General features: G+C 51.9%; 23 protein-coding genes. 13 read left to right on the forward strand and 10 right to left on the reverse strand.

What is annotated here, in order from left to right:
* Nucleotides 1-63: 63 nt before the first annotated feature.
* Nucleotides 64-477 carry a histone-like nucleoid-structuring protein H-NS gene (hns, locus tag NQ230_RS10080; RefSeq protein ID WP_008502781.1) on the reverse strand — a complete coding sequence of 138 codons (414 nt, stop codon included), beginning with the start codon at nt 475-477 and terminating at the stop codon, nt 64-66.
* Between the two features lie 550 nt (nt 478-1,027).
* On the opposite strand from hns, the gene tdk reads away from it, so the two are divergent.
* On the forward strand, nt 1,028-1,642 hold the full coding sequence (tdk, locus tag NQ230_RS10085) for a thymidine kinase (RefSeq protein WP_121424023.1): 615 nt from the start codon (nt 1,028-1,030) through the stop codon (nt 1,640-1,642).
* Nucleotides 1,643-1,707: 65 nt separating this feature from the next.
* Here tdk and adhE read toward each other — a convergent pair whose 3' ends face one another.
* Nucleotides 1,708-4,386: a bifunctional acetaldehyde-CoA/alcohol dehydrogenase gene (gene adhE / locus NQ230_RS10090; protein ID WP_121424021.1), complete on the reverse strand. Its 2,679-nt coding sequence runs from the start codon at nt 4,384-4,386 to the stop codon at nt 1,708-1,710.
* Nucleotides 4,387-4,864: 478 nt separating this feature from the next.
* Between adhE and NQ230_RS10095 the strand changes: the two genes are divergently transcribed.
* From NQ230_RS10095 to NQ230_RS10125, 7 genes are all read left to right on the forward strand, one after another.
* Entirely contained in the window at nt 4,865-5,512 is a 648-nt protein-coding gene (locus tag NQ230_RS10095; protein WP_023312098.1) for a YchE family NAAT transporter, read from the forward strand.
* A gap of 770 nt (nt 5,513-6,282) precedes the next feature.
* Nucleotides 6,283-7,914 carry an oligopeptide ABC transporter substrate-binding protein OppA gene (gene oppA / locus NQ230_RS10100; protein WP_121424019.1) on the forward strand — a complete coding sequence of 544 codons (1,632 nt, stop codon included), beginning with the start codon at nt 6,283-6,285 and terminating at the stop codon, nt 7,912-7,914.
* Between the two features lie 84 nt (nt 7,915-7,998).
* Nucleotides 7,999-8,919, forward strand: a complete 921-nt coding sequence (oppB, locus tag NQ230_RS10105) for an oligopeptide ABC transporter permease OppB (RefSeq protein ID WP_008502786.1) — start codon at nt 7,999-8,001, stop codon at nt 8,917-8,919.
* Nucleotides 8,920-8,933: 14 nt separating this feature from the next.
* Complete coding sequence (gene oppC, locus NQ230_RS10110; RefSeq protein ID WP_023312096.1) at nt 8,934-9,842, forward strand: oligopeptide ABC transporter permease OppC; 909 nt, start codon at nt 8,934-8,936, stop codon at nt 9,840-9,842.
* A gap of 11 nt (nt 9,843-9,853) precedes the next feature.
* Nucleotides 9,854-10,867 (forward strand): ABC transporter ATP-binding protein, encoded by a 1,014-nt coding sequence (locus NQ230_RS10115; protein WP_029741727.1) that lies wholly within the window; start codon nt 9,854-9,856, stop codon nt 10,865-10,867.
* Complete coding sequence (gene oppF, locus NQ230_RS10120) at nt 10,864-11,868, forward strand: murein tripeptide/oligopeptide ABC transporter ATP-binding protein OppF (RefSeq protein ID WP_023312094.1); 1,005 nt, start codon at nt 10,864-10,866, stop codon at nt 11,866-11,868. The genes NQ230_RS10115 and oppF overlap by 4 nt, the downstream gene beginning before the upstream one ends.
* 14 nt (nt 11,869-11,882) lie before the next feature.
* Nucleotides 11,883-12,752 carry an ion transporter gene (locus NQ230_RS10125; RefSeq protein WP_257261007.1) on the forward strand — a complete coding sequence of 290 codons (870 nt, stop codon included), beginning with the start codon at nt 11,883-11,885 and terminating at the stop codon, nt 12,750-12,752.
* Between the two features lie 31 nt (nt 12,753-12,783).
* Here NQ230_RS10125 and NQ230_RS10130 read toward each other — a convergent pair whose 3' ends face one another.
* Entirely contained in the window at nt 12,784-13,113 is a 330-nt protein-coding gene (locus tag NQ230_RS10130) for an HI1450 family dsDNA-mimic protein (RefSeq protein ID WP_006810881.1), read from the reverse strand.
* Nucleotides 13,114-13,146: 33 nt separating this feature from the next.
* Nucleotides 13,147-14,607, reverse strand: coding sequence for a cardiolipin synthase (cls, locus tag NQ230_RS10135; RefSeq protein ID WP_046889821.1), 1,461 nt, complete (start codon nt 14,605-14,607; stop codon nt 13,147-13,149).
* A gap of 157 nt (nt 14,608-14,764) precedes the next feature.
* Here cls and NQ230_RS10140 point away from each other — a divergent pair, with 157 nt between their 5' ends.
* From NQ230_RS10140 to NQ230_RS10150, 3 genes are all read left to right on the forward strand, one after another.
* Nucleotides 14,765-14,938, forward strand: a complete 174-nt coding sequence (locus tag NQ230_RS10140) for a YciY family protein (RefSeq protein ID WP_021240326.1) — start codon at nt 14,765-14,767, stop codon at nt 14,936-14,938.
* Nucleotides 14,939-15,047: 109 nt separating this feature from the next.
* Nucleotides 15,048-15,683, forward strand: coding sequence for a leucine efflux protein LeuE (leuE, locus tag NQ230_RS10145; RefSeq protein WP_257261008.1), 636 nt, complete (start codon nt 15,048-15,050; stop codon nt 15,681-15,683).
* Between the two features lie 93 nt (nt 15,684-15,776).
* On the forward strand, nt 15,777-16,730 hold the full coding sequence (locus NQ230_RS10150; protein WP_257261010.1) for a helix-turn-helix domain-containing GNAT family N-acetyltransferase: 954 nt from the start codon (nt 15,777-15,779) through the stop codon (nt 16,728-16,730).
* Nucleotides 16,731-16,771: 41 nt separating this feature from the next.
* On the opposite strand, the gene NQ230_RS10155 is transcribed toward NQ230_RS10150, so the two are convergent.
* On the reverse strand, nt 16,772-17,068 hold the full coding sequence (locus NQ230_RS10155; protein WP_032656697.1) for a YciI family protein: 297 nt from the start codon (nt 17,066-17,068) through the stop codon (nt 16,772-16,774).
* A gap of 220 nt (nt 17,069-17,288) precedes the next feature.
* On the opposite strand from NQ230_RS10155, the gene tonB reads away from it, so the two are divergent.
* Nucleotides 17,289-18,011 (forward strand): TonB system transport protein TonB, encoded by a 723-nt coding sequence (tonB, locus tag NQ230_RS10160; RefSeq protein ID WP_257261334.1) that lies wholly within the window; start codon nt 17,289-17,291, stop codon nt 18,009-18,011.
* Nucleotides 18,012-18,049: 38 nt separating this feature from the next.
* On the opposite strand, the gene yciA is transcribed toward tonB, so the two are convergent.
* From yciA to NQ230_RS10180, 4 genes are all read right to left on the reverse strand, one after another.
* Complete coding sequence (gene yciA, locus NQ230_RS10165) at nt 18,050-18,445, reverse strand: acyl-CoA thioester hydrolase YciA (RefSeq protein WP_023335966.1); 396 nt, start codon at nt 18,443-18,445, stop codon at nt 18,050-18,052.
* A gap of 104 nt (nt 18,446-18,549) precedes the next feature.
* The gene (locus NQ230_RS10170; RefSeq protein ID WP_023312088.1) at nt 18,550-19,089 is read right to left on the reverse strand and encodes a septation protein A; all 540 of its coding nucleotides are present in this window, start codon (nt 19,087-19,089) and stop codon (nt 18,550-18,552) included.
* 56 nt (nt 19,090-19,145) lie between these two features.
* Nucleotides 19,146-19,889 carry a YciC family protein gene (locus NQ230_RS10175; protein WP_047647551.1) on the reverse strand — a complete coding sequence of 248 codons (744 nt, stop codon included), beginning with the start codon at nt 19,887-19,889 and terminating at the stop codon, nt 19,146-19,148.
* A 25-nt stretch (nt 19,890-19,914) separates the two neighbouring features.
* Nucleotides 19,915-20,319, reverse strand: a complete 405-nt coding sequence (locus NQ230_RS10180) for a YkgJ family cysteine cluster protein (protein ID WP_121424010.1) — start codon at nt 20,317-20,319, stop codon at nt 19,915-19,917.
* Nucleotides 20,320-20,601: 282 nt separating this feature from the next.
* Between NQ230_RS10180 and ompW the strand changes: the two genes are divergently transcribed.
* Entirely contained in the window at nt 20,602-21,234 is a 633-nt protein-coding gene (gene ompW, locus NQ230_RS10185) for an outer membrane protein OmpW (RefSeq protein ID WP_023312086.1), read from the forward strand.
* A 46-nt stretch (nt 21,235-21,280) separates the two neighbouring features.
* On the opposite strand, the gene NQ230_RS10190 is transcribed toward ompW, so the two are convergent.
* Entirely contained in the window at nt 21,281-21,619 is a 339-nt protein-coding gene (locus NQ230_RS10190) for a hypothetical protein (RefSeq protein WP_257261015.1), read from the reverse strand.
* Nucleotides 21,620-21,681 lie beyond the last annotated feature (62 nt).

Below are 21,681 nucleotides of genomic sequence, written 5' to 3' on the forward strand. Positions count from 1 at the left end.
TTGCGACAAATTTTGGTTAAAAAAAATCCCGCATTACGCGGGATTTTTCTGAATGTGGCGTGATTAATCCTTGATCAGGAAATCATCCAGCTGTTTACCTTGCTCATCCATGGCTTTCTTGATAACAGCAGGAGTACGACCCTGGCCAGTCCAGGTTTTAGTTTCGCCGTTCTCGTCAACGTAGCTATATTTAGCAGGACGAGCAGCACGCTTGGCTTTGGTACCGGTTTTAGCGGCAGCCATGCTGTTCAGCAATTCATTTGGATCGATACCATCAGCAATCAGCATTTCACGATATTGCTGCAGTTTACGAGTACGCTCTTCGATTTCAGCAGCAGCAGCGCTTTCTTCTTCGCGACGTTCATTAACTACAACTTCTAATTTTTCCAGCATTTCTTCAAGCGTTTCGAGGGTGCATTCTCTTGCCTGCGCACGAAGAGTACGGATGTTGTTCAGAATTTTAAGTGCTTCGCTCATTGTAGTAATCTCAAACTTATAATGGGGGGTGGTTTGTTGACCTAATAATAGAGCCATAAATTCAGATGTGCAATAGCCAGGAATGTAAGGAATTCAAAAAATACTAAATAATGTCACTATTATTAATTACGCTAACTTAAATTTCATCACCCGACAGTCTCGCCTGTTATCACGTAAACCTGCTTAACCCGGCCGATTGCATCTTTTTTTTGTGACATTTACCGCAGGAATTATAGTTGCGGCGGATAAATATCAGCCTTTTGTATTAGTTCCTACCCGTGATGTTAAGACTGAAATAGTTAATAAATGGTGAATTTTAATGAACGGTGATTCCACTATAAAAAGAAGTGTTATGTTTGGCTGAACATATAACATATTGACCTGGCTGAATGCGTTTACTTCATGTTTTAACGGATTATTTTCGCAAACAGTAGGCGCTGAACTCCGCGCTGAACCGCTTCCTCTGTGCGCTGTATCGCTGATGACCTGACAAAATATGGTACAATGACTCATCGGGAATATTACACATTGATTGGGGTTTTTACGGCCAATGGCACAACTTTATTTCTACTATTCGGCGATGAATGCCGGTAAATCCACCGCGTTGCTGCAATCCTCGTACAATTACCAGGAGCGCGGGATGCGTAGCCTTGTTTATACGGCTGAAATTGACGATCGCTTTGGCGCAGGAAAGGTGAGCTCCAGAATAGGGCTCTCGTCGCCTGCCAGGCTGTTTAACCCGAAAACCGATCTGTTTGAAGACATTCGCACAGAACATGCTGCTCAGCCCATTCACTGCGTCCTGGTCGATGAGAGCCAGTTTCTGACGCGTGAACAGGTTCACGCCCTTTCTGAAGTGGTTGATGAGCTCGATATCCCGGTGCTTTGTTATGGACTGCGCACGGATTTCCGCGGTGAGCTCTTTGCCGGGAGTCAGTATTTGCTTGCCTGGTCGGATAAACTCGTCGAACTGAAAACGATCTGCTTCTGCGGTCGCAAAGCCAGTATGGTGCTTCGTCTCGACCAGGCCGGAAAACCTTATGCAGATGGTGAGCAGGTGGTGATAGGCGGTAATGAACGCTATGTATCGGTATGTCGTAAGCATTATAAAGAAGCGCTGTCTGTAGGCTCGCTGACGGCGATTCAGCACGACAACAGGAAATAAGGTTAGCCTTATTATTAAGACATAAAAAAACCCGCCATAAAGGCGGGTTTTTCATTTGCTGTCAGTTAAGCGCTTTTCTTTGCTTTCTTGTCAGCTTTGATGACAGGAACTTCTGTTTTCACAGCGGCAACGTCATTTTCTTTGAACTCACGACCGTAGAAGGTATCCAGCAGAATCTGTTTCAGCTCGGAGATCAGTGGGTAGCGCGGGTTAGCACCAGTACACTGGTCATCGAATGCATCTTCAGACAGCTTGTCTACGTGAGCGAGGAAGTCAGCTTCCTGAACGCCTGCTTCACGGATAGATTTAGGAATACCCAGTTCAGCTTTCAGGCTTTCCAGCCATGCCAGCAGTTTCTCAATCTTCGCAGCAGTACGGTCGCCCGGTGCGCTCAGACCAAGGTGGTCTGCGATTTCAGCATAACGACGACGCGCTTGCGGACGGTCGTACTGGCTGAAAGCAGTCTGCTTGGTTGGGTTGTCGTTAGCGTTATAACGGATAACGTTGCTGATCAACAGGGCGTTCGCCAGACCGTGAGGAATGTGGAACTGAGAACCCAGCTTGTGCGCCATAGAGTGGCAAACACCCAGGAAGGCGTTCGCAAACGCGATACCAGCGATGGTTGCTGCACTATGAACGCGTTCACGCGCTACAGGGTTTTTAGACCCTTCGTTATAGGACGCTGGCAGGTTTTCTTTCAGCAGTTTCAGCGCCTGCAGGGCCTGACCGTCAGAGAACTCAGACGCCAGAACAGAAACGTAAGCTTCCAGGGCGTGAGTTACCGCATCCAGACCACCGAACGCACACAGTGACTTCGGCATTTCCATGACCAGGTTCGCATCAACGATGGCCATGTCTGGGGTCAGTGCATAGTCAGCCAGTGGGTATTTCTGACCTGTTGCATCGTCTGTTACAACCGCGAATGGGGTCACTTCTGAACCGGTACCGGAAGTGGTGGTTACCGCGATCATTTTCGCTTTTACGCCCATTTTCGGGAACTTGTAGATACGTTTACGGATGTCCATAAAGCGCAGCGCCAGTTCTTCGAAGTGGGTTTCAGGATGCTCGTACATGACCCACATGATTTTCGCGGCGTCCATTGGGGAACCACCACCCAGTGCGATAATCACATCTGGTTTGAAGGAGTTAGCCAGCTCAGCACCTTTACGCACAACGCTCAGGGTAGGGTCAGCTTCAACTTCAAAGAACACTTCAGTCTCAACGCCAGCCGCTTTCAGCACAGAGGTGATCTGGTCAGCGTAGCCGTTGTTGAACAGGAAACGGTCAGTCACGATGAGCGCACGTTTGTGGCCATCAGTAATCACTTCATCCAGCGCGATTGGCAGTGAGCCACGGCGGAAGTAGATAGATTTCGGAAGTTTGTGCCACAACATGTTTTCAGCTCGCTTAGCAACGGTTTTCTTGTTGATCAGGTGTTTTGGACCAACGTTTTCAGAGATGGAGTTACCACCCCAGGAACCACAACCCAGAGTCAGGGAAGGTGCGAGTTTAAAGTTGTACAGGTCACCGATACCACCCTGAGAAGCAGGGGTGTTAATCAGGATACGTGCAGTTTTCATCATCTGACCGAAGTGAGCAACACGTTCTGGCTGGTTATCCTGGTCGGTGTACAGACAAGACGTGTGACCGATACCGCCCATGGCAACCAGCTTCTCGGCTTTCTCTACCGCGTCTTCGAAATCTTTCGCACGGTACATTGCAAGCGTTGGAGACAGTTTTTCGTGTGCAAACGGCTCGCTTTCGTCGACAACTTTCACTTCACCGATCAGGATTTTGGTTGTTGCCGGAACGGTAAAGCCTGCGAGTTCAGCAATTTTGTACGCTGGCTGACCCACGATAGCGGCGTTCAGCGCGCCATTTTTCAGGATGATGTCCTGAACGGCTTTCAGCTCTTTGCCCTGCAGCAGGTAGCCGCCGTGGCTGGCGAAACGTTCGCGAACGGCGTCGTACACGGAATCGACAACAACAACAGACTGTTCAGATGCACAGATCACGCCGTTATCGAAGGTTTTAGACATCAGTACAGACGCAACGGCACGTTTGATGTCAGCGGTTTCGTCGATAACAACTGGGGTGTTACCGGCGCCAACACCGATGGCAGGTTTACCGGAGCTGTATGCGGCTTTAACCATGCCAGGACCACCGGTCGCCAGGATCAGGTTAATGTCCGGGTGATGCATCAGGGCATTGGAGAGCTCAACGGAAGGTTGGTCGATCCAGCCAATCAGATCTTTTGGTGCGCCAGCAGCGATCGCCGCCTGCAGGACGATATCCGCAGCTTTGTTAGTCGCGTCTTTCGCACGTGGGTGTGGAGAGAAGATGATTGCGTTACGGGTCTTCAGGCTAATCAGTGATTTGAAGATAGCAGTAGACGTTGGGTTAGTTGTCGGAACAATACCGCAGATGATGCCGATAGGTTCAGCGATGGTGATGGTACCGAAGGTGTCGTCTTCGGACAGCACGCCACAGGTTTTCTCATCTTTATAGGCGTTGTAGATATACTCGGAAGCAAAGTGGTTTTTGATCACTTTATCTTCCACGATACCCATGCCGGATTCGGCAACGGCCATTTTAGCGAGAGGGATTCGAGCATCTGCAGCAGCCAGTGCGGCCGCGCGGAAGATTTTATCAACCTGTTCTTGGGTGAAATTGGCATATTCACGCTGGGCTTTTTTAACGCGCTCGACGAGTGCGTTCAGTTCAGCGATATTAGTAACAGCCATAATGCTCTCCTGATAATGTTTAAACTCTTTTAGTAAACCAGCGCTCGATACGTCACACAGTATAGACAGAGCCGATACGACTTGCGTAACACAAAGTAAAACAAAGAGTTACTTTCTGCGTCAGCACACTAATTTACTAAAAGAGCCTTACCTTAGCATCATCCCTTTTTGTCAGGCGATCTCCCTGGGGGCGTAACCAAGATTACTCACTTCTGAGTACGGAAATCATGATCTGCGTCAATTTTCCCCCAAGCTGATACCTTTCAGCAGGGTTATTTCGTTGAGATTTTTCCAGTGTTAAATAATTACGTAAGTATTGGAAGTGGCGCTATCATTGATTATACATATGTTTAACATCCTGAAATGATAACGTTTTGCCACAGATTTCGAGTGAAGTGTGCTAATAAAAAGGGTATCTTCAGCGCGATTTCTCACGACAAATTGTCAGTCCCGGGCATGTGTATAAGCGGAGCAAAACGTGATCCAAACGCTCTTTGATTTTCCAACGTATTTTAAATTTTTTATTGGTTTGTTTGCCCTGGTCAACCCGGTGGGGATCATTCCTGTCTTCATTAGTATGACGAGTTACCAGACGGCGGCGGCCAGGAATAAGACCAACCTCACCGCTAACCTGTCAGTGGCTATCATATTGCTCACCTCCCTTTTTCTGGGTGACGCCATTCTCCAGCTCTTCGGGATTTCGATCGACTCTTTCCGCATTGCGGGTGGGATCCTGGTCGTGACCATCGCCATGTCCATGATCAGCGGTAAGCTGGGCGAGGATAAACAGAACAAGCAGGAGAAGTCAGAAACCGCCATCCGCGAAAGTATTGGCGTGGTGCCGCTGGCCTTGCCGCTCATGGCCGGCCCCGGTGCCATCAGTTCAACTATTGTCTGGGGCACGCGTTACCATAGCCTGATGCACCTGATTGGTTTTTCCGTCGCCATTGCGCTTTTCGCGCTCTGCTGTTGGGGCGTATTCCGCATGGCACCTTGGCTGGTGCGCCTGCTGGGGCAGACGGGCATTAACGTCATAACGCGTATCATGGGCCTGCTGTTGATGGCGTTAGGGATTGAATTCATCGTGACGGGTATTAAAAGCATTTTCCCCGGTTTGCTACACTGATATTTCGTATGAAAGAACGGAGCGACGGCTCCGTTTTTTTACGTCATTATCAGTAAATCCTATAACTAAAGTTGAAATGCTCACATATCATAATAAATTCTACTAATAATGTTCATTGCTTGTATTTCAACAAGTTATTAATTCCCCTAAAACCCGCCTGCGCAGAAAATCTGCGATCGCTCTGTTATTTTACTCACATGATACTCTTGGGCTTGCTGAGCGATAACCGAAATGATATTAGTAATTTCAACATTCCCCTAGATGAATGTGCTAAATAATAACCAGTTGTTAAATTTTTGTACAAAATCATTCGAAGATAGCGCAGCGACGCGCTTATAGAGAAAAATTTCTCTATCTCGTTGAATATCATGTTTTTTATGTGGTGTTCGATGTCCGGCAGGGCTGCCCTCAACGATGCGGTACTCACCGTAAAAGAGAATTGCTTAACAAATTTGCAAAATGTATTGGCGCGCGTTTACGCCATTTGATACTTTCCGGCCTAATATTTTGCAGCATAAAACAAGCAGATGAGAATTATTTTCATATAGTTCTCTTCTCAGATATCCAGCGCAGGTCTCAAACAGGGGAGGCCTGTAAAGAATCGACGCAAGACGGCCATACGAGCGGTCAGTAATAAAAAAGTCGGTGATAGCAAGCAGTAAAAGAAGAACCTGACAGCAGCAAAAAAAACTCCTGCGCTGTACAGGCCCCAACAGGGGATTACACAGCTGGCGAAGGCCAGTCATTATAATGAGTGGAGTACCAACACAATGTCCATCATCACAAAAAAAAATCTGGTAGCGGCGGGGATTTTAACTGCGCTAATCGCGGGCAACGCTGCAATGGCTGCGGACGTTCCTGCAGGTGTTCAACTGGCTGAGAAACAGACGCTGGTGCGTAACAACGGTGCGGAAGTTCAGTCTCTTGACCCGCACAAAATTGAAGGTGTTCCTGAGTCTAACGTTAACCGCGACCTGTTCGAAGGCCTGCTGGTGACAGACGTAGACGGCCACCCGGCGCCGGGTGTTGCAGAAAAATGGGAAAACAAAGATTTCAAAGTCTGGACCTTCCATCTGCGTAAAGATGCGAAATGGTCCGACGGTACACCGGTCACAGCCGAAGATTTCGTATATAGCTGGCAGCGTCTGGCAAACCCAAACACCGCCTCTCCGTATGCGAGCTACCTGCAATATGGCCACATCGCCAATATTGATGACATCATCGCGGGCAAAAAGCCGATTACCGACCTGGGCGTAAAAGCGATCGATGCTAATACCTTTGAAGTGACGTTGAGCGAACCTGTTCCGTACTTCTATAAGCTCCTGGTTCACCCGTCCGTCTCCCCGGTACCAAAATCCGCCGTGGAAAAATTTGGTGAGAAATGGACGCAGCCTGCCAACATCGTAACCAACGGTGCCTATAAGCTGAAAGACTGGGTGGTCAACGAACGTATGGTGCTTGACCGTAACCCGCAGTATTGGGATAACGCGAAAACCGTTATTGACCAGGTGACCTACCTGCCAATCTCTTCTGAAGTGACTGACGTTAACCGCTACCGCAGCGGTGAAATCGACATGACTTATAACAACATGCCGATTGAACTGTTCCAGAAACTGAAAAAAGAGATCCCTAAAGAAGTTCACGTCGATCCGTACCTGTGCACCTACTACTACGAAATCAACAACCAGAAAGCACCGTTCACCGACGTACGTGTCCGTACCGCGCTGAAGCTGGCACTGGATCGCGATATCATCGTGAACAAAGTGAAAAACCAGGGCGACCTGCCTGCGTACAGCTATACCCCTCCATACACCGATGGCGCAAAACTGACCGAGCCAGACTGGTTCAAACAGACTCAGGAACAGCGTAACGCCGAAGCGAAGAAACTGCTGGCCGAAGCGGGCTACACCGCAGATAAGCCGCTGACCTTCAGCCTGCTGTACAACACCTCCGATCTGCACAAAAAACTGGCTATCGCCGTCGCCTCGATCTGGAAAAAGAACCTGGGCGCGAACGTGAAGCTGGAGAACCAGGAGTGGAAAACCTTCCTCGACAGCCGTCATCAGGGCACCTTTGATGTGGCACGTGCTGGCTGGTGTGCGGACTATAACGAACCGACCTCCTTCCTGAACACCATGCTGAGCGACAGCTCGAACAACACCGCTCACTATAAGAGCCCGGCGTTCGACAAGCTGATTGGCGACACCCTGAAAACCACTGACGAAGCACAGCGTACAGAACTGTACTCTAAGGCCGAGCAGCAGCTGGATAAAGATTCCGCGATCGTTCCGGTTTACTACTACGTTAACGCCCGTCTGGTGAAACCGTGGGTAGGTGGGTATACCGGTAAAGACCCGATGGATAATATCTACGTTAAAAACTTGTATATTATCAAGCATTAATGGCAATGAGTGGGGCGGGCGTGCTCGCCCCACGGTGTCTAACCAACGTCACATAATATAGGCACACGCCAGAAGGTACGGGCAATGTTGAAATTTATCCTACGTCGCTGTCTTGAAGCGATTCCAACGCTATTTATTCTCATCACGATTTCCTTCTTCATGATGCGCCTTGCGCCGGGAAGTCCATTTACCGGTGAGCGTACGCTGCCGCCTGAAGTCATGGCGAATATCGAAGCGAAATACCACTTGAACGATCCTATCTCCACCCAGTACTTCAATTACCTGAAGCAACTGGCCCACGGCGATTTTGGACCGTCATTTAAATATAAAGACTATTCCGTTAACGACCTGGTTGCGTCCAGCTTCCCGGTTTCGGCTAAGTTGGGTGCTGCGGCATTCATTCTGGCCATCGTTTTCGGCGTCACTGCAGGCGTTATCGCCGCGCTCAGACAAAATACCAAATGGGATTATGCCGTAATGGGGGTGGCAATGACCGGGGTAGTGATACCCAGCTTCGTTGTCGCGCCATTACTGGTGATGATATTTGCCATCACGCTGAAGTGGCTGCCTGGCGGCGGCTGGAACGGCGGGGCATTGAAGTTCATGATTTTGCCGATGGTGGCATTATCTCTGGCGTACATCGCCAGTATCGCGCGTATCACCCGTGGTTCAATGATCGAAGTGCTGCACTCGAACTTCATTCGTACCGCGCGCGCTAAAGGGCTGCCGATGCGTCGGATTATCTTCCGCCACGCGCTCAAACCGGCGCTGTTGCCCGTGCTCTCCTACATGGGACCGGCATTCGTCGGGATCATCACCGGCTCTATGGTTATCGAAACAATCTACGGTCTGCCTGGCATTGGTCAGCTGTTCGTTAACGGCGCGCTCAACCGCGACTATTCGCTGGTTCTGAGCCTGACGATTCTCGTCGGTGCGCTGACCATTCTCTTTAACGCTATCGTCGATGTGCTGTATGCCGTCATCGACCCGAAAATTCGTTACTAACGCTGGAGCACGCCATGATGTTGAGTAAGAAAAACAGCGAGGCGCTGGAAAACTTCAGTGAAAAACTGGAAGTAGAAGGTCGTAGCCTCTGGCAGGACGCGCGCCGTCGCTTTATGCACAACCGTGCAGCGGTTGCCAGTCTGGTTGTTCTGGTGATCATCGCGCTGTTTGTGACCCTGGCGCCGATGCTGTCGCAATTTACCTATTTCGACACCGACTGGGGCATGATGTCCAGCGCGCCGGATATGGAATCAGGGCACTATTTCGGCACGGACTCCTCGGGACGCGACCTGCTGGTGCGTGTCGCTATCGGTGGCCGTATCTCGCTGATGGTCGGTATTGCTGCCGCGCTGGTGGCGGTGATCGTGGGTACGCTCTACGGCTCACTTTCCGGCTATCTCGGCGGCAAAATAGACTCGGTAATGATGCGTCTGCTGGAAATCCTGAACTCCTTCCCGTTCATGTTCTTCGTCATCCTGCTGGTGACCTTCTTCGGTCAGAACATCCTGCTGATCTTCGTGGCCATCGGGATGGTGTCCTGGCTGGATATGGCGCGTATCGTTCGCGGCCAGACGCTGAGCCTCAAACGCAAAGAGTTTATCGAAGCCGCGCAGGTAGGCGGTGTATCTACCGGGAATATCGTGGTTCGCCATATCGTTCCTAACGTGCTGGGCGTGGTGGTGGTCTATGCCTCACTGCTGGTGCCAAGCATGATCCTGTTTGAATCTTTCCTGAGCTTCCTGGGTCTGGGTACACAAGAGCCACTGAGCAGCTGGGGCGCGCTGCTGAGCGATGGCGCAAACTCGATGGAAGTTTCACCGTGGCTGCTGCTTTATCCGGCGGGTTTCCTGGTCGTCACCCTGTTTTGTTTTAACTTTATCGGCGATGGCCTGCGTGATGCCCTCGACCCGAAAGACCGTTAAGGAGCGCCGTCATGACAATTATTGAAACGGCCACTGCGCCACAGGTGCAACAGCAGAACAATCTCCTGCTGGATGTGAAAGACCTCCGCGTGACCTTTAAAACGCCGGACGGGGATGTTACCGCCGTCAACGATCTCAACTTTAACCTGCGCGCGGGTGAAACGCTGGGGATCGTGGGTGAGTCCGGTTCCGGAAAATCCCAGACTGCCTTTGCGCTGATGGGCCTGCTGGCCTCTAACGGCGTGATTGGGGGTTCCGCTAAATTCAACGGTCGTGAAATCCTCAACCTGCCGGAACACGAGCTGAACAAGCTGCGTGCCGAACAGATCTCGATGATTTTCCAGGATCCCATGACCTCGCTGAACCCGTACATGCGCGTTGGCGAGCAGCTGATGGAAGTCCTGATGCTGCACAAAGGCCTGGGCAAAGCGGAAGCCTTTGAAGAGTCGGTCAAAATGCTGGATGCGGTGAAAATGCCGGAAGCACGCAAGCGTATGCGCATGTTCCCGCACGAGTTTTCTGGCGGTATGCGTCAGCGCGTGATGATTGCGATGGCGCTGCTGTGCCGTCCAAAGCTGCTGATCGCCGATGAACCTACCACCGCGCTGGACGTTACCGTTCAGGCGCAAATCATGACCCTGTTGAACGAGCTGAAGCGTGAGTTCAACACGGCGATTATCATGATCACCCACGATCTGGGCGTGGTGGCGGGCATCTGTGACAAAGTGCTGGTGATGTACGCCGGTCGTACCATGGAATACGGCAAAGCGCGCGATGTCTTCTATCAGCCTGCGCACCCGTACTCGATTGGTCTGCTGAATGCGGTGCCGCGTCTTGATGCGGAAGGGGAATCCCTGCTCACCATTCCGGGCAACCCGCCAAACCTGCTGCGTCTGCCGAAAGGCTGTCCGTTCCAGCCGCGCTGCCCGCACGCGATGGAAATCTGCAACAGCGCTCCGCCGCTGGAAGAGTTTGCACCAGGCCGTCTGCGCGCCTGCTTTAAGCCGCAGGAGGAGCTGGTATGAACGCATTAGATGAAAAACGCAACGTGCTGCTCGAAATCGCCGACCTTAAAGTGCATTTCGACATCAAAGACGGCAAACAGTGGTTCTGGCAGCCGCCTAAGACCCTGAAAGCGGTGGATGGCGTCACGCTGCGCCTGTACGAAGGGGAAACCCTGGGCGTGGTGGGAGAGTCCGGCTGCGGTAAATCGACCTTTGCGCGAGCCATTATCGGCCTGGTAAAGGCTACCGACGGAAAAGTGGCCTGGCTGGGTAAAGATCTGCTGGGCATGAAACCCGACGAGTGGCGCGAGGTGCGCAGCGATATCCAGATGATTTTCCAGGATCCGCTGGCGTCGCTTAACCCGCGTATGACCATCGGCGAGATTATTGCCGAGCCGCTGCGAACCTATCATCCGAAGATGTCTCGTCAGGAAGTGCGCGATCGCGTTAAGGCAATGATGATGAAAGTCGGCCTGTTGCCTAACCTCATCAACCGCTATCCGCATGAATTCTCCGGCGGTCAGTGCCAGCGTATTGGTATTGCCCGTGCGCTGATCCTCGAACCGAAGCTGATTATCTGCGATGAGCCGGTTTCCGCGCTGGACGTCTCCATTCAGGCCCAGGTGGTTAACCTGTTGCAGAAGCTGCAGCGCGAAATGGGGCTGTCGCTGATCTTCATCGCGCATGACCTGGCCGTGGTGAAACACATCTCTGACCGCGTGCTGGTGATGTACCTGGGTCATGCCGTGGAGCTGGGCACCTATGACGAGGTGTATCACAATCCACTGCACCCTTACACCAGAGCGCTGATGTCCGCGGTGCCGATCCCCGATCCCGATTTGGAGAAAAATAAAACCATCCAGCTTCTGGAAGGGGAATTACCCTCACCGATTAACCCGCCGTCGGGCTGCGTCTTCCGCACGCGCTGCCCAATGGCCGGGCCGGAATGTGCGAAAACGCGACCGGTTCTGGAAGGCAGTTTCCGACATGCGGTTTCCTGCCTGAAAGTAGACCCGTTATAATCGCAAGGGCTGACATGATGTCAGCCCTTATTTTTTGCGAGGTCACTGTGTCGCGTTTATTCACGTCAGCCCGTCGGCGGCTATATCATTTTTTATTCGATCCTGAAACGGTATCCGGACGACGCTTCGAAGGTCTTTGCGGTTTATTTGCGCTCCTCAGCGTGATTGTCATCTTTATAGAATCAGGGGCCGGGACGCAATACCACCTGACGTTTGACGAATGGCATATCTTCGTCTGGCTTGAGCTGGCGATTACCCTGGTCTTCACCGCTGAATATCTCCTCCGAGTGATAGCCTGGCCCAACCCGGCCAGATATGTTTTCAGCTTCTGGGGATTTATCGATTTAGCCACCATCCTGCCGCTTTACGTGATGTGGCTGTGGCCGGAGATCAGCCTGAGCTATGTCTTTGCCTGGCGAGCGATGCGCGTGATTCGGGTATTACGTATTCTGAAATTACTGCGTTTTATGCCGTCATTACGCGTGTTCTGGAGTGCCATCGTCAGCGCACGGCATCAGCTTATTCTGTTCTACTCGTTTATTGCCATCGTCATGATTGTTTTTGGCGCGCTGATGTATTTAATAGAAGGGCCGAAGTATGGCTTTACGACGCTCAATGCGTCCGTCTACTGGGCCATCGTGACCGTCACTACCGTGGGTTACGGTGATATCACGCCCCATACGCCACTGGGTCGCATTGTGGCGTCAGTGCTGATTTTGATTGGCTATTCGGTGATTGCGATCCCGACGGGACTGATTACCACGCACATGAGCAGTGCCTTTCAGAGCCGCAAGCAGCAGCGCAAATGTCCTCATTGCCAGCAGGGTGAACATGAACACAGCGCGCGATTTTGTTACCGCTGCGGCAGTGAATTACCGGAGTAAATAAAAAAGGCTGCAATCGCAGCCTTTTTTATTATTCGCGCCAGAGTATATGACACAGCTTGTGGTCTTTCTCACGACACAGCAGGACGCGAGCGAAAATATCGTTAATTTCGCCGCCATCCTCATCGGCCAGCCCAATCACCACTTCGGCAAAGAAGTCCGGATTCAGGTCGAAATCCACATGCTCAGCCCAGTCTTCTGAAGGGTCGAACAATTCAGCGCCGCCGCGCTCTTCGAACTGCAGATTAAAGAGGATCACGTCTGCGGGATCGAGGTTATCAACCGCCAGTTCGAGAAAAATGTCATAGGCCTGCTCGAGCGTTTCGTCTTCGGTCAGGCGATTGTTCAGATCCATTTCCATGATGACTACCTGTTTAACATCGTTGGGCACGTTTTACAGCAACGGACTAAAGAAGTAAAACAGTCGTTCGGCAATTCTCTGCCACAGCGGACGTTTTACCCACAGTCTGGCATCCAGCAGCCGCGAGCGGGAGATATAATCATCCTGCACCGCGGCGAGATCGCCGCCAAAGCCGGCATCATCAATGACCAGCGTAATTTCAAAGTTTAGCCACAGGCTGCGCATATCCAGGTTGACCGTCCCCACCAGGCTCAGTTCACCGTCGACGAGAACGCTCTTGGTGTGGAGTAATCCGCCTTCAAACTGGTAAATTTTTACCCCGGCGGCCAGCAGTTCACTAAAGAATGCCCGGCTGGCCCAGCCTACCAGTAGGGAGTCATTTTTGCGCGGCAAAATGATGCTCACATCGACACCGCGCTGCGCTGCGGTACAGATCGCGTGCAGAAGGTCGTCGCTGGGGACAAAGTAGGGCGTCGTCATGATCAGATATTCACGCGCTGCGTAGGTTGCCGTCAGCAGCGCCTGATGGATTAAGTCCTCCGGGAAGCCCGGCCCGGAAGCAATGGTATGAATGGTGTGACCGCTGGCCTCTTCAAACGGCATAATGTTGCCGTCCGGCGGTGGTGGCAGGATACGCTTGCCGGTTTCAATCTCCCAGTCGCAGGAATACACGATGCCCATCGAGGTGGCAATCGGCCCCTCCATTCGCGCCATCAAATCAACCCATTGACCCACGCCCGAGTCCTGCTTAAAGAAGCGCGGGTCAACCATGTTCATACTGCCGGTGTAGGCAATATAGTTATCGATCATGATCATTTTGCGATGCTGGCGGAGATCCATCCGGCGCAGAAACACGCGCAGGAGATTGACCTTAAGCGCTTCAACCACTTCAATTCCGGCATTACGCATCATGCCCGCCCAGGGGCTACGGAAAAAGGCCACGCTACCCGCGGAGTCAAGCATCAGGCGGCAATGAATGCCGCGACGCGCGGCAGCCATCAGCGACTCAGCGACCTGGTCAGCCATCCCGCCGGGCTGCCAGATATAAAAAACCATCTCGATATTATGACGCGCCAGTTGGATATCGCGGATTAACGCCTGCATGACGTCGTCGGATGAGGTCAGCAGCTGCAGCTGGTTGCCCTTAACACCGCCAATCCCCTGGCGGCGCTCGCACAGCTTAAACAGTGAGGAGGCGACGCTGCTGTTCTCCTCGGCAAAGATATGTTTGCAGGCTTTTAGGTCGTTCAGCCACTTTGCGGTTGAGGGCCACATTGCGCGGGCCCGCTCGGCGCGGCGTTTACCCAGATGAAGCTCGCCGAAAGAGAGATAGGCAATAATTCCCACCAGCGGGAGGATGTAGATTATCAGAAGCCAGGCCATGGCAGAGGGTACGGCTCTGCGCTTCATCAGGATGCGTAATGTCACACCCGCGATTAACAGCCAGTATCCCAAAATGACCAGCCAACTCACCACGGTGTAGAAGGTTGTCATAGGTAAAAAAATCCTTTTGAAAGCGTATTGTTATGAGTGTACGCATCAGGATTCATCTGGCAAATAAAAACGCCAGGTAAAAGCGCTGGTTTGCTGCCGGGTTGGGTTTATAATGGCCTTTCTTTTAGAGAAAAAGTGTTAGTGAAAGAGTTTAGACATGAAGCGCAGTAGAACTGAAGTAGGGCGCTGGCGCATGTTGCGACAGGTGAGTCGTCGCAAGGCTCGTTGGCTGGAAGCACAATCCCGCCGCAATATGCGTATTCACGCCATCAGAAAATGTGGAATGACCCGGCACCGTAATGCGTTGCTGTTCGCAGTCCAGGATATCTGAGTACCATGAGGGCACCGTAATGGTGCCCGCTGATTTTATAGCGTCTGATTTTTTGGGAATAGCGTATTTGCAGCGTTGTTCCTGCTGTGTTTAGCAAAAGGAGGGAGAAGTGTTTGCGGAGTTTGGCGTGCTGAATTTCTGGACGTATGTTGTTGGTGCGTTTTTTATTGTGCTGGTGCCAGGGCCGAATACCCTGTTTGTGCTCAAAACCGGGATTGGTCACGGCGTTAAAAAAGGGTATCTCGCCGCGACAGGCGTATTTATCGGTGATGCGGTACTGATGTTTCTGGCCTGGGCGGGCGTCGCGGCATTAATCCAGACCACGCCGGTACTGTTTAATATCGTGCGCTATCTCGGGGCCTTCTATCTACTCTGGCTTGGGGGCAAAATGCTCTGGTCGGTGGTGAATCGTCCAAAAAGCGCGCATGAGAGCGGTCCCGAACCGGCCAGTATGATCATGAAACGTTCGCTGGTATTAAGCCTGACCAACCCCAAAGCGATTTTGTTCTACGTATCGTTCTTCGTTCAGTTCATTGACGTGAATGCACAGAGTACCGGCACTTCTTTCCTGATCCTCGCCACGACGCTGGAGTTAATAAGCTTCATGTACATGAGCTTCCTGATCTTCTCCGGCGCGTTTGTCACACGTTACCTGAAAACCAAAAAGAAACTGGCAAAGCTGGGGAACGGTTTGATAGGGCTGCTGTTTGTTGGATTTGCGGCGAGGTTGGCGTCGCTGCATTGATGAATCAAAGGCTCCTTCGGGAGCCTTTTTAATTCTGTTTGACAATCCCTCACCATTTAGTTGTATAGTACAACTAAATGGTGAGGACATAACATGCACAGCGAAACCCCGGTAGTCAGTGTTATTCGACGTTCATCGCGCCTCATGGTGCGAGAGTTAGGTTTTATGGCCTCGACCCTGGCTTCAACAAATTACTCCCCTTCGGCCGTCCATACCCTGGTCGAAATCGCCTTACGCAAAGAGATGACGGCGAGTCAGCTGGTACAGCTGCTGGGCCTGGAAAAGTCCAGCGTCAGCCGGATGCTGGCTCGCCTGATTGCCGCGGGCGAACTCGAGGAGGTGACATCACCTGAAGATGCGAGAGCGAAGAGCCTCAGGCTGACCGCGAAAGGTCATGAGACGGTCAGTAAAATTAATACCTTTAGCAATGAGCGCGTGGTCTCAGCAATAAAGCGTCTTGCTCCTGCCCAGCAGCAGACCATTTCTGAGGGACTCTCCCTTTATGCCAACGCGCTGCTGGCGTGCCGTGAAAAGGGCAATGACACGCGCCCCGACGAGCTTACGATAGTTAAGGGGTATATTCCCGGCATGATTGGCCGTATCGCGGAGATGCACGGGGTTTATTACGCGCGCGAGCACCATTTTGGCCGCTTTTTTGAGGCCAAAGTGGCTACAGGTGTTGCAGAGTTTAGTGACCGCCTGGATAAGTCATGCAACCAGATCTGGCTGGCGGTGATGAACGGCAGGATAGTGGGGTCGGTGGCGATAGACGGCGAGGATTTAGCGCCGGGTGAAGCCCATCTTCGCTGGTTTATTCTTGACGATGGCTGCCGGGGACACGGGGTGGGGAAAAAACTGCTGACCGATGCGATGCGCTTTTGCGACAGCGTTGGTTTCTCTGCCGTGCATCTGTGGACATTCAATAAGCTGACCGCCGCACGACGTTTATACGAATCGTTTGGATTTACGCTCGCCAAAGAGTGGGAAGGCGACCAGTGGGGAAGCCTGATTACAGAGCAGCAGTTTACCCGGCATAAAGACGCCTAACCGCCGCGATAAAAAAGGCTCCTTTCGGAGCCGCTTTGGTATCAGAACACTTTCTTATACGGTCGAACCGTCACTTTCGCATACACACCTGCTGCAACATACGGATCTGCGTCAGCCCATGCCTGAGCGGTTTCCTGAGATTCAAACTCAGCAATCACGGTGGAACCGGCAAAACCGGCGGCGCCCGGATCGTTGCTGTCTACTGCAGGCATTGGGCCGGCGGTCAGTAAACGGCCTTCATCCTGGAGCAGCTGCAAGCGTGCCAGATGCGCAGGGCGCACGGCCTGGCGTTTTTCGAGCGAATCAGCAACATCTTCAGAGTAAATCACGTAAAACACGGCGAAGCTCCTTAACCGGTAAAAGTGTCAGTTACGTTATGTGAAAGGGCAAACGACTGCAATGTAAAATAAAAACAATGTTAATACCCTGATCTGAATGCGCCTTTTTTGGCCTCTCATGCGCTAAAGTTGCGTCAGAACAAAGTGTCTTATTGAATATGATTGCTATTTGCATTTAAAATCAGTGTTCGGTTTTTTAACGTTGATGATTATGACTTCGATGACCCTTGATTTACCTCGCCGCTTTCCCTGGCCGACGCTGCTTTCTGTCGTGATTCACGGTGCTGTTGTGGCGGGTTTGCTGTATACCTCGGTTCATCAGGTTATTGAAATGCCCGCGCCCGCGCAGCCGATGTCGGTGACAATGGTCTCGCCAGCGGATCTCGAACCGCCGCAGGTTGCCCCTCCGCCGCCACAGCCGGTGGCTGAACCTGAGCCAGAGCCCGAGCCTGTTCCGGCGCCACCGAAGGAAGCGCCGGTGGTGATCCACAAGCCTGAACCGAAGCCAAAACCTAAGCCGAAGCCAAAGCCGGTGAAGAAGGTCGAGGAGCGTCCAAAACGCGAAGAACGTCCGGTTGAACCGCGCGCAACCCCGCCGGTGGAAAATTCAGCGCCTTCCCGTCCGGTGATGAATAATACGGCAACGATGTCAAAGCCAACGGTTACCGCGCCAGCGGGCCCGCGAGCCGTAAGCCGCAATCAGCCTCAGTATCCGGCGCGAGCTCAGGCCTTGCGTATTGAAGGCCGCGTACGGGTGAAGTTTGATGTCACTGCGGATGGCCGCGTGGATAACGTGGAAATCTTATCTGCGCAACCTTCTAATATGTTTGAGCGCGAAGTGAAATCTGCCATGCGCAGATGGCGCTATGAGCCAGGCAAGCCGGGTAGCGGATTGATCGTGAATATTGTTTTCCGCCTGAACGGCGGGGCGCAGATGGAATAAAAAAAGCCTCCGAAAGGAGGCTTTTTTTTGCCTGTCGATCAGGCCTGTGGAAGTTGACGAGGTTTACCCTCGCTGTCCACGGCGACATAAATAAACAGCGCTTCAGTGGCCTTATAACGTTGCCCAATCGGCTCAGAAGAGACTTTCTTCACCCAGACTTCGATGTTGATGGAAATGGAGGTATTACCGCGTTTCACGCAGCGCGCGTAGCAGCAAACCACATCACCCACCGCAACCGGGCGCAGGAAGGTCATGCCGTCCACTCTCACGGTGACCACGCGCCCGTGGGCAATCTCTTTTGCCAGAATTGCGCCGCCCATATCCATCTGCGACATCAGCCAGCCGCCAAAAATATCGCCATTGGCATTGGTGTCAGCGGGCATTGCCAGTGTGCGTAAAACCAGTTCGCCCTGCGGGGCGTTATTTGTTGTCATTGTTTAAACTCGTAACGGAAGACTTCAGGCGGGATGCTACTATGATTTCACAGCGGAGAGAATAGACCAGAACGCTAGTCGTTGACGTTCTGGTCAGTCATTACTCAGTGCTTGTCGTCCTGCGGCATGTGGCGATAGATGTATACACCGCTTAACAGCGTGAAGATAAGCGTCAGCGCGGTCAGGCCGAAGACCTTGAAGTTGACCCAGATATTTTGCGGCAGCCAGAAGGCGATATAGATATTGGCAAGACCACAGAGAATAAAGAAGACCGCCCAGGCGATATTCAGACGGGACCAGACTTCCTGAGGCAGCGTCAGCTCTTTGCCCAGCATGCGCTGGATCAGCGGCTTTTTCATGACCCACTGGCTAATTAACAATGCGCCCGCAAACAACGCGTAAATAACGGTCACTTTCCACTTAATAAATTCATCGTTGTGGAAGAACAGCGTAAGCCCGCCGAACACGGCGACCAGGACGAACGTTATCAGCGCCATCTTTTCGACTTTACGATAGCGAACCCAGCTGTAGATCAGTACAACAGCGGTCGCAACGATCAGCGCAGTGGTCGCGGCATAAATGTCATACAGCTTATAAAAAGCAAAAAAGACCACGAGCGGTAAAAAATCAAGAAACTGCTTCATTCTGTGATTCCATCTTCTGAGCGGGGCGGGAGGCAGCGATGCCGCCCGCCTCAGGATTACTGACGAATTAACATATACAGGCGGAACAGATAGACCAGCAGTACCGCTGAAATCAGATTGCTCAGCGTATTCGCCACTACCGCGCCAACATTGGGCGTTAATACCGCAAAATTCGGTGCAAACAACAGCAGGAGCGTTTTGGCGAGCAGCCAGCCGATCACGGCGGGAGCCACCAGACGCATATTAGCCCACGCCAGTCTGATGCTGCTGCGCATCGCGGTAAAAATCCCCATCTTATCCTGCACGACCATCACAGGCGCAAATGAGAGCACGATAGCCAGTAATACGCCCGGCACCACGACCAGCATAATCCCCATTTGCACCAGCAGGGTGGTTAAAAAGATCAGGATAAACAGCTTAGGTAAGACTGGCGCACTGGCACCAATCGCCCGTAAAGCGCTGACCCGGTGACCCGCCGATACCAGCTGAATCATCAGCAAAACGCCGCCCGCCAGAATTGCATTACCAATCAGGCCTGAGAACGTGGATGCGGCAGACGCCCGCAGCAGAATTTGCTGCTGTTCCGGCGTCATGTTTTGCACCAGTTCAAATAGCCCCACGCTTCCGGCAAGGTGGTCGCCCTGACTCAGGCTGGCAATCTGTTCATCACTCGGTGAGAAGGCATGGCCCAGCACCACCGTGATAAAGGCACATAGCAACGCGATCAGTAAAAAGGTTATGAACTGATTGCGGAAAAAGTTTCCCGTGTCACGGTAGACAGACTTCGCCGTGATAGACATGCACTCTCCTTGAGTATTGCAGGTGTTAATTAGCCGGCAATTGTACACCGGATGCGCCTGCTGTGGCAGCATCAAGGCTTGTATGGAAAAGCATATCTTTGTAAAGCGGCGGTAATCCAACGCGTGCCCGGGCGCGATTGCAGGCTACGTTGACCTGCCCATCTTCCCCCGACATGGCAAATTCCCGACACGGGCTGGGCCGATCCTCATAGATAGAACATCGGGTAGAGACCCCTGGCTCACCCTGTAGCGCGACGCAGCGGACCTGCTTTTGGTTGGTGCCGCTCATGCAGCGCAGAAAAGGCGTTAGCGGCTCTGTGAGATGAACCGGAACGGTACCGCCGCCATCGCTGGCTTCGGCCCAGTAGAAAGAGACTCGAAAATACGCACAACAGGCTCCGCACGTCATGCACGGGTTGATATCACTCATGGCACACCTGCTAAAGAAGAACGCATCAAATCAATTTGTGAGAGCGATAAATTATCCAGCCGCCTGAGGAAGAGCAAGAGGGGGAAAAGGGAAAATTTTGTAACTGTGAAATGCCAAAAATTGACATGGAAACAACTTATCGCTTTTGGATGCGTAACAAAAAATTAATCCAGATCAATGAATGTTAAGTTACTGGTTTTAATGTGATCTGTAGCAGATCACTTATTACTCATTTGTGAGTATATTCTCACCCGCGATTAAAACCACAACGATGGAGCGGATATGAAAAAATTAGCGGTGGCAGCCCTTGTATTAAGCAGTCTCTCTGGCGGCGCGTATGCGCATGAAGCAGGCGAATTCTTTATTCGTGCCGGTTCGGCTACGGTTCGCCCAACTGAAGGATCGGATAACGTGCTGGGTATGGGCGGTTTTAACGTCAGTAATAACACCCAGTTAGGGTTAACGTTCACCTATATGGCGACGGAAAACGTTGGTGTTGAGCTTCTGGCTGCAACGCCGTTCCGTCATCGCGTGGGTCTGGGCGCAACCGGTGATATTGCTACGGTTCACCATTTACCGCCAACGCTGATGGCGCAATGGTATTTTGGTGATGCCAGCAGCAAGGTGCGCCCTTATATTGGCGCCGGTGTGAACTACACCACCTTCTTTGACGAGAAGTTTAACGATACCGGTAAAGAGGCCGGTCTGACGGACCTCAGCCTGAAAGATTCATGGGGTATGGCGGGGCAGGTCGGTCTGGATTATCTGATTAACCGCGACTGGCTGATCAACGCCTCGGTCTGGTACATGGATATTGATACGGACGTACGCTTCAAGGCGGGCGGTCAGCAGCAGAGTATCAATACTCGCCTGGATCCGTGGGTGTTTATGTTCTCTGCGGGTTATCGTTTCTGATCCGCCGTCAAACTGGCCACAGGGTGGCCAGTTTGCTTTGCTCACTTCAAAACGACGGATAAACCGGCCGCTCATCAAGCTTTACGCAGTGCCTCAGGATCTTTTCCCCATCATATAAATAGCTGAAAGCGTCGCTGGACAGGGAATGAAAAAGAATATCGCCGTTGACAAACGGGATAATTTCGGTATCACCCGCACGTTTATGTCCCGCACCGGTTTCAAAATGACCTTGCCATCGTTCCTGGGTATGGTCATAAACGTGCAGAATGACCTCGACAAGTCCTCTTTGCGGACAATTAAGGCGCAGGAAGGTAGAAGAGAAATTCAGGGACAGCGCATGGAAGGGAATCAATAAGGCGAAAACCAGTAAAGCTCGTAAATACATCAAACCGCGAAAACCTCCTTCAAAAGGGAAATGAGATTTTACTTAAGTCAAAAATTGCGTTT

The sequence above is a fragment of the Enterobacter asburiae genome, assembly GCF_024599655.1.
Classification (GTDB): domain Bacteria; phylum Pseudomonadota; class Gammaproteobacteria; order Enterobacterales; family Enterobacteriaceae; genus Enterobacter; species Enterobacter asburiae_D.